Origin of the sequence: Providencia sp. PROV223 (assembly GCF_028479245.1) — a bacterium.
Lineage (GTDB): Bacteria > Pseudomonadota > Gammaproteobacteria > Enterobacterales > Enterobacteriaceae > Providencia > Providencia rettgeri.
The window spans coordinates 92,039-106,643 of the sequence record NZ_JAMPNG010000016.1 but is presented as its reverse complement, the minus strand read 5'-3'; the positions used below and the strand labels follow the sequence as shown (position 1 = coordinate 106,643).

15 protein-coding genes are annotated in these 14,605 nt (G+C 37.0%); 13 read left to right on the top strand and 2 right to left on the bottom strand.

The genetic code is table 11. The annotated features are described in order from the left end of the window. Positions 1 to 98: 98 nt before the first annotated feature. From PR767_RS16640 to PR767_RS16600, 9 genes are all read left to right on the top strand, one after another. Complete coding sequence (locus PR767_RS16640; RefSeq protein ID WP_004263121.1) at positions 99 to 488, top strand: helix-turn-helix domain-containing protein; 390 nt, start codon at positions 99 to 101, stop codon at positions 486 to 488. Positions 489 to 570: 82 nt separating this feature from the next. Beyond that, positions 571 to 1,134 (top strand): fimbrial protein, encoded by a 564-nt coding sequence (locus PR767_RS16635; RefSeq protein ID WP_004266219.1) that lies wholly within the window; start codon positions 571 to 573, stop codon positions 1,132 to 1,134. A gap of 84 nt (positions 1,135 to 1,218) precedes the next feature. Then, a complete protein-coding gene (locus tag PR767_RS16630) occupies positions 1,219 to 1,746 on the top strand; it encodes a fimbrial protein (RefSeq protein WP_042851703.1) in 528 nt (175 codons plus the stop codon). Positions 1,747 to 1,775: 29 nt separating this feature from the next. Continuing rightward, entirely contained in the window at positions 1,776 to 4,307 is a 2,532-nt protein-coding gene (locus PR767_RS16625; RefSeq protein WP_042851471.1) for an outer membrane usher protein, read from the top strand. A 13-nt stretch (positions 4,308 to 4,320) separates the two neighbouring features. After that, a complete protein-coding gene (locus tag PR767_RS16620) occupies positions 4,321 to 5,070 on the top strand; it encodes a fimbria/pilus periplasmic chaperone (RefSeq protein ID WP_004266216.1) in 750 nt (249 codons plus the stop codon). 8 nt (positions 5,071 to 5,078) lie between these two features. Beyond that, positions 5,079 to 5,696, top strand: a complete 618-nt coding sequence (locus PR767_RS16615) for a fimbrial protein (RefSeq protein WP_109912303.1) — start codon at positions 5,079 to 5,081, stop codon at positions 5,694 to 5,696. Positions 5,697 to 5,735: 39 nt separating this feature from the next. Further along, a complete protein-coding gene (locus PR767_RS16610) occupies positions 5,736 to 6,302 on the top strand; it encodes a fimbrial protein (protein WP_004266214.1) in 567 nt (188 codons plus the stop codon). 13 nt (positions 6,303 to 6,315) lie between these two features. Beyond that, positions 6,316 to 7,317: a fimbrial protein gene (locus PR767_RS16605; protein WP_272520635.1), complete on the top strand. Its 1,002-nt coding sequence runs from the start codon at positions 6,316 to 6,318 to the stop codon at positions 7,315 to 7,317. Between the two features lie 294 nt (positions 7,318 to 7,611). Beyond that, positions 7,612 to 8,151: a DUF2058 domain-containing protein gene (locus tag PR767_RS16600; protein WP_004266212.1), complete on the top strand. Its 540-nt coding sequence runs from the start codon at positions 7,612 to 7,614 to the stop codon at positions 8,149 to 8,151. A 102-nt stretch (positions 8,152 to 8,253) separates the two neighbouring features. Here the strand turns inward: PR767_RS16600 and PR767_RS16595 are convergent, their stop codons facing one another. Further along, the gene (locus PR767_RS16595; protein ID WP_272520634.1) at positions 8,254 to 8,943 is read right to left on the bottom strand and encodes an RluA family pseudouridine synthase; all 690 of its coding nucleotides are present in this window, start codon (positions 8,941 to 8,943) and stop codon (positions 8,254 to 8,256) included. 189 nt (positions 8,944 to 9,132) lie between these two features. On the opposite strand from PR767_RS16595, the gene PR767_RS16590 reads away from it, so the two are divergent. The 4 genes from PR767_RS16590 to PR767_RS16575 all read left to right on the top strand — a co-directional run bounded on the left by PR767_RS16590 (position 9,133) and on the right by PR767_RS16575 (position 13,855). Further along, positions 9,133 to 9,609: a cold-shock protein gene (locus PR767_RS16590; protein WP_042851702.1), complete on the top strand. Its 477-nt coding sequence runs from the start codon at positions 9,133 to 9,135 to the stop codon at positions 9,607 to 9,609. A 371-nt stretch (positions 9,610 to 9,980) separates the two neighbouring features. After that, the gene (locus tag PR767_RS16585; protein WP_109912305.1) at positions 9,981 to 10,721 is read left to right on the top strand and encodes a MurR/RpiR family transcriptional regulator; all 741 of its coding nucleotides are present in this window, start codon (positions 9,981 to 9,983) and stop codon (positions 10,719 to 10,721) included. 192 nt (positions 10,722 to 10,913) lie between these two features. Then, on the top strand, positions 10,914 to 12,470 hold the full coding sequence (locus tag PR767_RS16580) for a PTS transporter subunit EIIC (RefSeq protein WP_004266208.1): 1,557 nt from the start codon (positions 10,914 to 10,916) through the stop codon (positions 12,468 to 12,470). 14 nt (positions 12,471 to 12,484) lie between these two features. Continuing rightward, positions 12,485 to 13,855, top strand: coding sequence for a class-II fumarase/aspartase family protein (locus tag PR767_RS16575; RefSeq protein ID WP_004266207.1), 1,371 nt, complete (start codon positions 12,485 to 12,487; stop codon positions 13,853 to 13,855). Positions 13,856 to 13,927: 72 nt separating this feature from the next. Here the strand turns inward: PR767_RS16575 and ytfE are convergent, their stop codons facing one another. Then, a complete protein-coding gene (ytfE, locus tag PR767_RS16570; protein WP_272520633.1) occupies positions 13,928 to 14,590 on the bottom strand; it encodes an iron-sulfur cluster repair protein YtfE in 663 nt (220 codons plus the stop codon). Between the last annotated feature and the right edge of the window lie 15 nt (positions 14,591 to 14,605).

The following is a 14,605-nucleotide window of genomic DNA, read 5'->3' as shown; positions in this document are numbered from 1 at the left end:
TTTTGTTGCGTTTTTTTGCATTTCAAAAAATAAATTGTTCACTTTATAAGCGGTTCTGATTGTTTTGCCACATTACACAAGGCTTTAATTGGTGAGATATGAAAAGTAATAAATTAAAGACCAGTATAGATAGCTTTCAGAAAATACTAACTGAACAAATTGGCATGGAATTATCGCATCTTAGAAAAGAGAAAGGGCTTAGTGGTAGTGATCTAGCTAAAAAATTAAAGATATCACAACAACAAATATCTCGTTATGAAAGAGGAATATGTAGCATTAATTGTGGAATGCTATTTTCAATTTTATTTTATCTAGAAATTAGCCCGAGTGCATTTTTTGAAAGTGTATCATTGAAAATAAATGAAAAAAATCCTAGTGCTAATTCATTTATTCATAATAGTGAATGCTTATCCGATGAAAAGGATAACTACCATTATATTTTTAATCGACAAACAGAAATTATTTTAAATTCTTTATACAGCAAATAGTTATTTTAAAAATAATAAATTCTAACTATGCCCTACATCATGTTGGGTAATCATCACGTTGTTATATATAAATGAGGTTCAAATGAAAAAAGTATTTTTAGCCGCGCTAGTTTCTGCCGCTATTGCATCTCCAGCACTTGCTGATCAAGGGCATGGTAAAGTCACATTTAAAGGTGAAATCATTGATGCACCTTGCTCAATTAGTTCAGATTCTATTGACCAAACAGTATGGTTAGGCCAAATCGCTAACTCTGTTTTAGCGAATGGTGGTACTTCTAGCGCGAAGCAATTCAATATTGAATTGGAAGACTGTGTATTCCCGAAAGATGCAGATGATAAAGTGTACAACGATAAAGTGAGTATCACATTCTCTGGTGCTAGCGCTGCTTTCAACTCTAAATTACTCGGTGTAACAGGCTTAGATGCAACAGACCCAACTATTGCTGGCAACGTGGGTATTCAATTAACGGATACTAATGGTGCAGCGTTAAATATGGGAGTTGCAACAGCTCAAGAACACCAATTACAAGCAGGTGATAATACATTGCGTTATAGCGCTTATGTACAAGGTGCAAACGTTGCGGTTGATAAAATTCCATTAGGTAAATTCGAAGGCGTAACTAACTTTACCTTAACTTATAACTAATTGATTAGTTTAAGAGGAATACCTTTGTGTTCCTCTACTAATCACCAAATTAAGTCAGAGGTTAAAGTGAAAGGATTTATCTATTTGCGAAGAAAAGTATCTTCTCTATTTCTTCTAACATTATTTCTTTCGCCACAAATGGCTGCATCATCTCATGGATGGGGAAAAGTCACGATGAATGGCGAAATAGTCGATACTGCCTGCGCAATAGATATTGGGTCTAGGGATCAGACCATTAATATGGGGGTGCTTCCAACAAGCTATATTCGTGAAGTTGGGAAAGGCCCCATAAAAGAATTCAATATTAAGCTCATTGATTGTCGTTGGGAAAAATATTCGAAAGATAATAACGAATGGAATTCACTCGAAGTCACTTTTGATGGTCCATCAGAAGGTGATTTTTTCACACTCTCGGGTGAAGCAAAAGGAGTGCAATTGGCATTGCATGATATATCGGGATATTCCATTACACCAGGAAAGCCATTACCCGCATTAGGAATTACGCCAGGGACAATGATCCTGAAATATCAAATGCAATTAGTCACCAATTATCATCCTGTTAAAGCGGGTAATTACCAAACCTTATTAAGGTTCAAGGTCGATTATTATTAATTCTAAGAAATTATATTGGTGTTTTAGGGATGTTTTTTATGTTTTTTAAACAACACAAAATAAATATAATAACGACAACGATAATGATTACATTTGGATCATTATCCGCTCAGTTATATGCTGCCGATACCATACAATTTAATACGGCATTATTTGATTTAGAAGACAAAAAAAACATTGATATTAAGCAATTCTCACGTGCAGGCTATATTATGCCTGGTATTTATCCCCTCAAAGTACAAGTAAATAAAGAAACTTTACCTGAGCAACGGTTTTCATTCTATGCGCCAGAAAACGACCCTGAAGATAGCCTCGTTTGTATCACACCAGAACAAGTCCAGCAGCTAGGATTAACAGCTAGTTCGTTGAAGCAAATTACGTGGTGGCATAATAATGAGTGTCTTGATTTACGCAGTTTGCCTGGCTTTCAAGCTCGAGGGGATTTATCTGACTCTACGTTGTATCTGAGTATACCTCAAGCCTACCTTGAATATAGAACAGCTAACTGGGATCCGCCTTCTTTGTGGGATGAAGGAATTTCAGGGGCTATTTTAGACTACAATATAAACGCAAGAGCGAATAAGCCTCATGATAACAATAGCAACTATAATGTGACAGCAAATGGTGTCGCAGGTGTGAACCTTGGTGCATGGCGCTTTAGGGGAGATTGGCAGGGGCGTGCTCAACGAGAGACTGGCTCGAATAGTAAAAATGAGCATGACTTTCAATGGAGCCGACTATACGCTTATAAAGCGTTAACCAGTATTAAAGCGAAATTGACCTTGGGTGAGGACTATTTTAACACCGATTTATTCGATAGTTTTCGATTTACAGGTGTTGGCTTACGCTCTGATATCTTAATGTTACCACCTAATTTACGTGGGTATGCACCTGAAATAACAGGTGTTGCGACGACAAATGCGACGGTGATTGTTAGCCAACAAGGGCGAATTATTTATCAAGAACAAGTCGCCGCGGGTCCTTTCCGTATTCAAAATTTAAGTGATGCGACGACGGGAAAACTGGATGTTCGAATCGAAGAGCAGGATGGTTCGGTTCAAGAATATCAGGTTGAAACAGCCAATATCCCTTATTTAACTCGACCAGGTAGTATTCGATATAAACTAGCGATGGGTCGCCCAACGGATATGGATCATCATGTCAATGGAGATACATTTGCGAGTGGTGAAATGTCGTGGGGTGTCACTAATGGTTGGTCATTGCTTGCTGGTTCATTAAATAGCCAAGACTATAATGCATTCAACGTGGGTGTCGGTCGTGACTTATTGGCATTTGGTGCCTTATCTTTCGATATTACGCATTCTATTGCAAATATTCCTAATGATAAAAAACTCACAGGTAATTCTTATCGAATAAACTATTCAAAACGTTTTGATGACTATGATAGCCAAGTTCAGTTCGCAGGTTACCGATTCTCAGAACGCAGTTTTATGACTGTAACCGATTTTTTAACGGCTAAAGATTCAGGTGAGCGTCAAGGTAGTAATAAAGAAATGTATGTGATCTCTTTAAATAAAAACTTTAGAGAATCGAGAATTACAGCTTATTTAAACTACTCGCACCAAACCTATTGGGATAAGCCAGAAAGTAATCGCTACAATTTAATGGTGACAAAAACCTTAGATTGGGGAAGCCTGAAGAATATTAATATTTCGTTATCGGCCTATCGTAATAAATATAACGAAACAAATGATGATGGCCTGTATATCTCAGCTTCAATGCCTTGGGGAAATGGTGCAAATATTGGTTATTCATTACAAGCAACACGGGATGATACTGTTAATCGAGCAACCTATTATGACAAATTGTCAGATAGAACCAATTATCAAGTCAGTGCAGGTTCGACCAACAAAGGTGGAACCGCAAGCACCTATATTACCCATTATGGTGATAATACTAAGTTAACTGCGAATGCCAGCTATATTCATAATAATTACACATCATTTGGGGTAGGGGCACAAGGCGGATTTACCATGACTTTAAATGGTGCGGATGCTCATCGAGTCTCAAATATTGGCGGAACTCGTTTGCTCATTGACACTGATGGTGTGGCTAAAATTCCCGTATCAGACCGAGGGATACCTATTGCATCAAATGCATTTGGTAAAGTGGTTGTCCCTGATTTAAATAGCTACTACCGCAGTAAAGTTAAAGTCGATTTAAATGCATTACCGAATAATGCCGAGGTAACGGATTCTATTGTTCAAGCGACATTAACAGAAGGCGCGATTGGCTATCGCAAATTTAATGTGTTGTCTGGTGAAAAGATGATGCTTTCAATGCGTATGTCTGACGGTTCTGCACCGCCATTTGGCGCTCAGATCACGAATTTGAAAGGAAAAGAAACGGGAATAGTCACTGATAATGGATATGCCTATGTTAGTGGTATCAACCCAAATGAAGTCATGATTATTCATTGGGGTGGTGAAGCACAATGTGAAATTAATTTTCCTGAAAATTTAGAAACAATTAACCAAGGATTATTTATTCCTTGTAAACCATTATCAAATAAACGTAATGAAGCAGATAATAATCTGTAAATGAGTGATTGCTATGAAAAAATTAACTAATTTATATATCAGTACTATTTTATTAAGCAGTTTAGTTAGCGGAAGCGCATTCTCGGCAATTGCTTTAGATAGAACCCGAGTTATTTTTAATGGCGATCAAAAAAGCGTTTCAATTACTATTACTAATAAAAATAACCAGCTACCTTATTTGGCTCAAGGGTGGATTGAAAATATTCAAGGGGTAAAAATCACTTCACCGTTTGCTGTATTACCGCCGGTACAGCGAGTTGAACCCGAAAAATCAAGCCAAGTCCGTATTGAGGCGCTTCCTGAAATTAGTCAGTTACCGCAGGATAGAGAAAGTGTTTATTACTTCAATTTAAGGGAGATCCCGCCAAAAAGTGATAAACCGAATGTTTTGCAATTAGCGTTACAGAGCAAAATTAAATTATTTTATCGTCCTAAAAGTATCATGCTAAGCGAAACAGAAATGCTGAATAACCCTTGGCAAGAAAAAACACAGCTTATTAAGCAAGGTGACCAATATATCATTAAAAACCCAACTCCCTTTTATATCACGATTATTGGTGCGGCTGAGCGAAAAAATTCACCGGTAAATCAGAATTTTAAGGCAGTTATGGTTGCACCATTTAGTGAAGAAAAATTAGGAGTTCCAAGTTCTACTGTGGGGGCAAATCCGGTATTGACCTATATAAATGACTATGGTGGCCGGCCAAAACTTCAATTTAAATGTCAAGCAAATACATGTCAGGTTGTTCCTGAAAGTAAATAGAGAGGAAAATGATGATTAATCAAAAAAGCTTTTCCTTACTCTTTGGATTATCTCTCATATTTCATTCAGCTGTGATATATGCGGCCTCAAATAATGCCTTTTATAACACAACAGGCAATTGGGATGTTGAAGGTGCAAATGGTAAAATTTTCGTTTATGGCTCATTAACGGAGAGTGCATGCCATTTATCGATGGATTCTGCATTTCAATCCGTTGATTTAGGAAATATTGAAACTGCATCATTAAAAACAATTGGCGCCCAAGGCCACAAGACGCCGGTAAACATCGAGTTATTGGATTGTATCGAAACCCCAACGGTTTTGAGAAACAATAAATCCGGTAATGTTACATGGAGTCTTTCTCAGCCAGGTATGAAAATTAGGTTTATCACGCCAGTTGTCCCTTTTAGGCCGAACATAGCGAGAGTTGAAGGTGTTAATGGGCTTGGATTACAGATAACTAATCCTAAAGGAAAAGAAATTGCTTTTGGTGAGTACAGTGAACCTGAGCTTATTTCTCCGGGGCAAAATATTTTAACTTATTATGTAGCTCCCGTAAGAATCGCAGAAAAATTACAGGCTGGAGCTTATCGAAGTGTTATTTCTTTTCAAATAACGTATGAATAATCTTAATAGATTTTCTGATATAGCATTGAAGGTATTTATATGAATAACTTAAATTTCAATTTTTATAAATTTAAAAAAATAATACTCTCGATGCTATTAAGTTTGTTATTTTTTCCGTTACCGAGTCAGGCAAAAAATGGTCAAATCGGTGAAATTAAGATACGAGGACAACTTGTCGCAGAAGCTTGTACAGTAAGACCTGGTGATGAAAATATCATTGTGGACTTTGGTACTATTGTTAATAAATACCTCTATATTAACCAAAAAACACCACTTGAAAATTTTAATATTCATTTAGATGACTGTGATAATAGTATCTTTAGAACGGTGACCGTTAAGTTTACAGGAAGCGAAAATACCCATTTACCAGGCCTTCTTGCATTAGATTCTGGCAGCATGGCTTCGGGTATCGGAATTGAAATCTTAGAATTTAGTGGTAAAAAAATTCCTATTAATAGTACGACGCCTGCATACAATTTAGAGAATGGCACGAATATTTTAAGTTTTAATGCGAATGTGCAAGGGGAACCTGATGCAATAAAAAATAAAAGTATTGCGTTTGGCCATTTTACTGCAACCGCTATTTTTAGTTTAATTTATGATTAAGGTATCAGTAACAATGAAGATGTTATTATTACTTCTCGCAACCTTATTATTTTCCCCGACTATTTTTGCTTTCCAGTGTAAAACTAATGGAGGACAAGAAGTTGGTGGGGGAACACAAAGTATTTATGATGTTCCTCTAGATAATGATATTTTTGCTGTACCTAATCGTATAAATGAATTTGCGGATGTGAGTGATTTTATGACCTGCCGTAATGAAGCCCCTAGTGCTTATGTTGATTATTTAAATGTGACTGGTGCTGACCTTGGTCCCACATTTAAGAATAACCCAGAATTAAAAGCGGGAGTGGTCGTGCGTGGTGCTTACTATTTAGCACCATTTAGCGGTAAAGAAATTCAAGTATTTCGTTTAACCACAGCAAGTGAACCTTTACAAATTAAATTATATTTACAGGTAAATGTTAAACCAACGCCATCAGTTTTGGTAAGAAAAGGCGATTTGCTGATGACGTTAGATCTCCATAAATATGCGACATTTGTAAATAGTAATCAGCATATTGACCATGCTTATTTTAAATGGAATTTCTATGCAGGTAATGATGTAGTTGTTGGAACGGGTACGTGTGATATCAATGATAACCAAATCATCATTGTTGATTTTGAAACAGTAAATGCATCGGGTATTTCAACAGTGGGAAGTGCAAGCCGTTTTCAACGTAACGCAGAAATCACTTATAGTTGTGAAGATAATAATCTGACAGCGCCAATAAAGATGATTATTAGCGGAGAAACTTCGACTTTTTCATCTGACGCTTTACTTGTTAGAACTGGAGATATTGGTAGTCAAGGTCCTATTATGCCGGGATTAGGTGTTGAGATTTATCATCAAGGGCAAAGAGTTTCCCCTATGAATGGGCATTTCGATTCAAAAATAGAAAATGGGCATGGTAGAGACACACTAATGTTTACGCTAGTTAAAAAACCTAATTTATCGCCAAATGAATTGATAGAAGGCCAGTTTAGTTCAGCAGCTACCATTATTATGTCCACTCCGTAGTTATTGAAATAGAGAGGTTTTTATGTGGATGAAAGCCTCTATTTTTTCTCATCAGCTCTCTATGGTTACTGAGTAAATCGTGCCTATAAAAAATCACAATATATTGATGGTTTTTTATAAACACATTTTAGATTAGACAAAATAAGTTAAACACGCCGAATTTTGAATTATCCTCGTTAGCATATTTTCTTAAATAACATCACATAATTTCTCTATCAATGAAGCTCAAAGCCTATCAGGTCTCAGCGGCTAAAGGTATAATCACATAATTATCTGATAGATTTAGAGGCGAAGATGGCAAAACTCACCTTACAAGAGCAAATGCTAAAAGCAGGATTAGTCACCAGCAAGAAGATGGCTAAAGTGCAAAGAACGGCTAAAAAATCACGCGTTCAAGCGCGTGAAGCAAGGGAAGCCGTAGAAGAGAATAAAAAAGCACAGCTTGAACGTGATAAGCAATTAAGCGAACAGCATAAGCAAATGGTGCAATCCAAAGAGTTTAAAGCGCAAGTTAAACAACTTATTGAGATGAATAAAGTTGATATTTCAAAGGGAGATATTAGTTTTAATTTCACCGATAACAATGTGATCAAGCAAGTTGTTGTAGATAAAATAACACAAACACAATTGATCAGCGGTCGTCTGGCGATTGCCCGTTTAGCGATTGAGAATAGTGATAACAATGAGTATGTGATTATCCCTGCAAGTGTAGCGGATAAAATAACCCAAAGGGATGCGGATAGTATCGTACTCAATAATGCGCTCAGCCAAGAAGAACAAGATGAAGATGACCCGTACGCGGACTTTAAGATCCCTGACGACCTGATGTGGTAATATTCGTCATAACTTAAATTGAAGTACGGCTAGCGATGTGCACTTACAGGGCAGAGCAATTTATTTTACCAGTCATAAAATGAGACAGTGGTTACTTGGGCGTTAAAACGGGCTCGCACAGCGAGTATTAACGCTTTCTTGGCTAATGGGATGAACAAAATGCAGTTCGCTGGCGTGCAACATGAGCCGAGATGCATGCTCTGGTATTTGGCCCCCATATAGGTCACAGCCTAATATAGGGTGGCCTAATTGTTGGCAATGAATACGAAGCTGATGCGTTCGACCCGTTTCTGGAACTAATTGGACTCGAGTTACTGGAAGCAATGTGCCATTATCTAAAGGGTGATACAGACGTTCAATCACGTGATAGTGGGAGCGGGCAGGTTTGCCATTAATTTCGCAAAGAGACATGCGAGGAAACAGTGCTGGGTCTCTTGCTATTGCAGCATCAATGATGCCCTCATCAACTGTTAAATGACCACAAAGTAGAGCTTGATATACTTTAATTACCGTTCGCTGGCTAAATTGTTGGCTCAGAGCGGCATTCACTGCTTTATTACGTGCAATCACCATTAATCCTGAAGTGCCAAAATCGAGTCGGTGAACAAGAGTACATTCAGGGAAGATTTGTACTAATCGGTAATGCACTGAATCTAAGTTTTGTGGGTTTTTTCCAGAAAGACTTAGTAGGCCACTCGGCTTATTAATAAGAGCAAGATGTTCATCCTGGTAGATAATTTCTATCTTACCGTGGCAGGGCGGCGCAATAAAGGTGTCGATGATTTCAGTCATTAGCCTTTCCAACAAAAAATAGCGGTTGATAATAACCAATTTTTAGTATGCAGGCGAATGCTTGCTACTTGCATCACGTAAATTTATCACTCAGACTAAAAGTAAAGCCGTAGTCTGCACACGCATTGTGCTCTATACTGCGTGTTGTAAAAACTGAATCAATAAAAGATTAATTAGGCGGTAATGGCGATGAATGGAACGATCACAACATGGTTCGAAGATAAAGGTTTTGGATTTATCAAAGATGAGAATGGCGATAACCGTTATTTTCATGTGGTTAAAGTTGCCAACCCTGAGTTGATTAAAAAAAATGCTGTAGTCACTTTCGAACCGACGACAAATAATAAAGGGTTGTCTGCATTTGCAGTCAAAGTCATACCTGAAAGCAAATATATTTATATTGCGGGTGAGCGCATTAAGATTACATCTATAAAATCTTATCGCGTTTATTCGGTGGACGTGCCTGCCGATACGCGTATTGATAAAGAAAATACTGTGTTATCTATTGGTGCATTGATGAACAGCATTAAACCTAAATCAGATAAACCGGACCAAATGCGCTCCTTGAAAAAATTAGAAATTAGCACATTACATGGTACTGCTTTAACATTTTCGGAAGATGAAATTGATATTGATGAAGCTGTGAAGCAACTCAAATTTAAGTGATTTTTTGTAAGGCAAATAGCGCTCAAGGGAAGCGCTATTTGCTTGTTTATCATGTTATTCTTTCTTCTACTATTCAGTACTAGAAAGCATCAGAGTGACGACGAGCTCCCTAGTGAGAACACTCAATGTACCGTGTTTGTAATGGTGCTGATGAAGTAGCTGAATTATTTGTATAAAAGGTATCACAAAGGAAACAACCTATTGTGATACCAATTTTTCCTCGATTACTGTCGCATTTCACAAAAATCACTTCTTAAATTCAACATCGGTTGGTCATTTAACGTATAATCAATCGATTGGTTGCCTATATTGACTTTATTATCATAAAAAGAATGACTTCTGGGCTAATTAGGCTGATTAAGGGGGGGGATATGTTGGATTTCTTAAAAAATTACGATAATTTAACCATTAGCGAAAAAAAAGTTTTAAAATACCTGACTGATAACATTACGGATATCCCTTACTTAAATATTAATGAACTGGTTGCTAAAACCTTTGTTTCTAAAACAGTTATCATTAATTTATCGCAAAAATTAGGGTTTAGTGGGTTTAAAGAGCTTAAATTTCAGATTAATAATTATATTTTAACAAAAAATAAAACTGAAAAAATTATCCCGTCATCTTATAAAAAACAACTCGAAAAAAATATTAATAAAAGCTTTACGTTAATTAATGAAGAGCAAATTAGTGATTGCGCTAAAATACTACATAAATCGAGAAATATTTTTATTGTTGCAAGAGGAACAAGCAAAGCGGTTGGTTATTACCTTGAGCATTTGCTATTTGCGTTAGGACTACACTGTTTTTTCATTAATGACTACAATTTATCTGATTCTTTCACTCGATTAGTTAGCAAAGATGACACTGTTATTTTTATCTCGCTATCTGGGGGAACAAAAAAAATTATTGAAACAGCAAAAATTGTGCAATTAAAAGGAGCAAATATTATTAGCATGACCGCTTTTAATACTAATGAATTAACCACTTATACTGATAATACTCTGTTTTGTTTTGCCGATAATTTTGATACTAAAAGGGATGATACCAAATCCAGAATTGGCTTTTTTATTTTAGTGGATTTACTTATCAATGAATTAGAAAACTTACTTTAAGTTTCTGCTTTTATTTCCTAAAAATTTCATTTGTTTTTCATTCTTATCTTTGTCAATGAGTTTTATATTAAAATGACCTAGGTCATTAATTATGACCTAAGATAATTTTTAAAACCGTGACATCATTTCTTTTATAACCCCCCCAAGCTAGTATGCCCTTAATTCTAATAATAGAAGTCATAAGGAAACAGTATGGCCAGAAAAAAGTTTGGTGAATCTATTCAACGCTTTGGGAGAACATTACTCCTTCCGATAGGTGTATTAGCGCCTATCGGTATGATATTGGGTATCAGTGGTGCATTAGTGCAGACTTATATGATTGCACGTTTTCCTTTTCTCGGAAATGAAACAGTTAATGCATTACTTGTCAGTATTCGCTCAATCGCAGGTGTTATTTTTGATAATATTCCCTTGTTGTTTGCAATGGGTGTGGCCTATGGGATGAGCCATCGAGATAAGGGGATTGCCGTCTTTGCCTCGGTAGTCGGCTACTTATCGCTGATCATCACCATGAATATTTGGTTAGTCCTTACCGGTAAACTTGCTGACCCTGCAATGATGGGCCAAGTGGGACAAATTAAAGTTCTTGGCATACAAACTTTAAATATCAGTGCTGCCGGAGGGATTATTACTGGTTTGATTGCCGCTTGGGCCACCGATAAGTTTTATAACCTTGAGTTACCGACCGCATTCGCTTTCTTTTCCGGTAAAAAATCCGTTTCTATTATTATGATAGGTTTAATGATTGGAGTGGGGGCGTTATTACCGTTTATTTGGGAAGTATTAGTTCAAGGTTTGATGAAACTCTCTGCGGTATTTTTAAGTCCAGTGGGGCCATTTTTTACGGCAGGAGGTGAACGCTTATTTATTCCATTTGGTTTACACCATGTATGGAACGTTTTGTTTAGATTCACTGAAGCGGGTGGTACTTATATTATTGATGGCCAAACCTTTGTTGGCGTTGTCCCTGCATTAACTGAAGTACTTTTTAACCAAGGCCCGGATAGCGAATATTGGGCGATGATGCCAAGTTTGACTCGCTTTATGGCGCAGCAACAAATGTTGGTTACATTGTTCCTCTTCCCTGCGATTGCTCTTGCTATATATAAAACATCGAAGAAAGAAAACCGCGCAGAAGTGAAATCCATGCTTGTCACCATGGTATTAACGGCAATGCTTGGTAACGTCACAGAGCCACTCGAATTTACCTTCGTATTCATTGCGCCATTACTGTATTTAATTTATGCCATTATTGTCGGTATTGGTGCGGTGTTACTTTCATTGGCTGAGGTTGGTATCGGTTATATTCGTGGAACCGTCTTTGATTTTACTATCTTTGGTCTGCTGTACGAACACACTAACTGGATCTTCCTTGTTATTATCGGTAGCTGTTTAGCCGTCGTCACTTACTTTATTTTCTACTGGGCAATTATTAAATTTGATATTAAAACTCCTGGTCGTGAAGAATCTAGTAATCTGAAAAATACTTTAATTAAAGAAAAACGCTACGGCGAAATTGCAGAAATTTTAATCCAAGCATTAGGTGGAAAACAAAATATTCGTAATGTAGATAACTGTATTACTCGTATGCGTATTGATGTTGGAGAAGTTAACCAAATTGATAAAGATTTAATGTTGGAATCAGGATGTACCGCATTCTTCTTTCCATCGGCAAACCACGTCCATGTCGTATATGGACCAAAGGTTGAGTTCGTTCGCAATGCTGTTGATGAAGCAATGAAGAAATAAAGAAAGGATACGAAATGAGAGCATTATACGATTCTAAAAGTAAAACTATTGATGACCGTGGAATTAAAGACTTATTGTCTGATGAAGCAAAATATTCTACTTGGTTAATGTTTGAATCCATGCTGGCCCAAGCTCAAGCTGAACTGGGATTTATTCCTCAATCAGCGGCAAATGAAATTAAAGAAAAGGCCGTAATCGAAAATATCGATTTTGAAGAAATGAGCCGTATTTACCAAAAAATAGGCCATGGTTTCGTACCTTTCTTAAAGGTTTTAGTGAATGCTTGCTCTGAGGAAAGCGGTAAATATATCCATTATGGTATTACCACACAAAATATTCAGCAAAGTTCACAGCTGTATATGATGAAAACCGTACACCATAAATTTATGTTGTTATTGGGTGAAATCATCGAAAACTTGTCGAATCTGGCTGAAAAAACCAAACATATGGTGATGCCGGGAAGAACCCATGGGCGTCATGCAATTCCGATAACCTATGGCTATAAGGTTTCAGTGTGGATCAGTGACTTTATTGACTGTTATCAGCGAATGAAAGAGTGTGAAAAGCGCGTGTTCACTATTATGATGGGTGGTGCTGTTGGCGCTTTTAACTCGATGCCTGAGGTTGGAATGGCGGTACAAAAACGTGTCGCTGAACTGGTGGGGATGGAAGCCATGGAAGTACCATCCAGAAATTTGAGCACCCATAAACTTGAATATATGGCAAATTTAGCGCTAATGGCGAATATTTGCCATAAAATCGGCGAAGAGGTCTATAGCACAACGTTAGAAGAAATTGCAGAAGTTTCTGAAGGGTTTACCAAAGGAACAGTAGGCAGTAGTACTATGCCACATAAAATAAACCCGAAACTGGCAAAGGGAATTATCGCTAACTCGCAGAAATTATATTCCTTACCAAGTGTTGGTATGTATTCCGCGGTAAGGCCTTATGAAGGAGATAGTAGTTCTTATATGTTATTTGATGGGTTAATCGAAGAAGCTTTGGAATTAACCACAGAAATTTTATTAAGAACAGAGGAGCTTTCGAGGACGATTGTGCCACATGAAGAGAGAATGCTTCATAATGTATTGAGAAATAAAGGTCTTGATAATACTGAATATGTCATGATGAAGATGGCGGAAAAATTAGGTAAAGATAAAGCTCATTCCCTTCTGTATGAAGAAGCTATTAAAACGGCAGCGGATGGGGAGGATTTCTACACTAATTTAACCAAAAACAGTGTGATATCAGCAGCGTTCAGTAATGAAGAAATTAAAGCTATGCTCGACCCAAGGTCTTATATTGGGTTATCTGTCGAAATTGCTGAAAAAGAAGCAAAACGTGGATTAGCAATTGCCCAAGAAATTAAGCAACAATATCAATAGGTATTTTTAGTATATTATATAAAAATATTTAAAATAACGGCCTATCTATTATATAAATAGGCCGTTATGTGTTTATTCGCCAGCGAGTGCTCTTGGGAATAATAAATTGTTTTCTAGGTTAATATGATTCATTAAGTCATCAATCAGTTCATTGATACCATTATACAACACACACCAGGTAGTACAGGCTTCTGGTGGCGGTGTGACATTATCGGTAATGCCTTTAATAGCCTCTAAGATATCACCAGCATCATCATGTTCTTGTTCCATCACGCTAATTGGCGCTGCTGCATTTCGACCCATTCCGTTTTTTATCATAGGGAATAAAACGCGTTCCTCTTTCATCATATGGCTAGTTAATTCTTCCAGTAATGCTTCTAAGTATTTTGATAAACCTTTTGGCACGCTTGGCTTATTTGCATGAACGCGTTCAACTTTTTGTGCTTGTAAAATAAGCTCAGGTAATTGTTCTCTGTGCCTATCATGATAGCGAACAATGATAAAATCGATAATTTCACCGAGCGGTGCTTTACGCCAGTCTTTTTCTAACGTTTCTGTGGCTAATTTAGCTAATTGGCTTTCTAATAGGTCAATATCTAAATTTAATTTTTCTGCACTACGGCTGAGAGTCTGTTTTCCACCACAACAGTAATCCATATTATATTGGCGGAATAAAGAAGAGGCTCTAGGAATAGATAATGCGAGCTGTCCAAGTGTTTTATCTCTAAATTGCATATGAGGTATCCTCTA

Excerpts from the sequence above, each read along its gene's own strand:
- PR767_RS16585 (WP_109912305.1), top strand. The coding sequence starts at position 9,981 with ATGTTGGATTTCTTAAAAAATTACGATAATTTAACCATTAGCGAAAAA.
- PR767_RS16590 (WP_042851702.1), top strand. The coding sequence starts at position 9,133 with ATGAATGGAACGATCACAACATGGTTCGAAGATAAAGGTTTTGGATTT.
- PR767_RS16605 (WP_272520635.1), top strand. The coding sequence starts at position 6,316 with ATGAAGATGTTATTATTACTTCTCGCAACCTTATTATTTTCCCCGACT.
- ytfE (WP_272520633.1), bottom strand. The coding sequence starts at position 14,590 with ATGCAATTTAGAGATAAAACACTTGGACAGCTCGCATTATCTATTCCT.
- PR767_RS16625 (WP_042851471.1), top strand. The coding sequence starts at position 1,776 with ATGTTTTTTATGTTTTTTAAACAACACAAAATAAATATAATAACGACA.
- PR767_RS16610 (WP_004266214.1), top strand. The coding sequence starts at position 5,736 with ATGAATAACTTAAATTTCAATTTTTATAAATTTAAAAAAATAATACTC.
- PR767_RS16640 (WP_004263121.1), top strand. The coding sequence starts at position 99 with ATGAAAAGTAATAAATTAAAGACCAGTATAGATAGCTTTCAGAAAATA.
- PR767_RS16615 (WP_109912303.1), top strand. The coding sequence starts at position 5,079 with ATGATGATTAATCAAAAAAGCTTTTCCTTACTCTTTGGATTATCTCTC.
- PR767_RS16595 (WP_272520634.1), bottom strand. The coding sequence starts at position 8,943 with ATGACTGAAATCATCGACACCTTTATTGCGCCGCCCTGCCACGGTAAG.
- PR767_RS16635 (WP_004266219.1), top strand. The coding sequence starts at position 571 with ATGAAAAAAGTATTTTTAGCCGCGCTAGTTTCTGCCGCTATTGCATCT.
- PR767_RS16580 (WP_004266208.1), top strand. The coding sequence starts at position 10,914 with ATGGCCAGAAAAAAGTTTGGTGAATCTATTCAACGCTTTGGGAGAACA.
- PR767_RS16600 (WP_004266212.1), top strand. The coding sequence starts at position 7,612 with ATGGCAAAACTCACCTTACAAGAGCAAATGCTAAAAGCAGGATTAGTC.
- PR767_RS16620 (WP_004266216.1), top strand. The coding sequence starts at position 4,321 with ATGAAAAAATTAACTAATTTATATATCAGTACTATTTTATTAAGCAGT.
- PR767_RS16575 (WP_004266207.1), top strand. The coding sequence starts at position 12,485 with ATGAGAGCATTATACGATTCTAAAAGTAAAACTATTGATGACCGTGGA.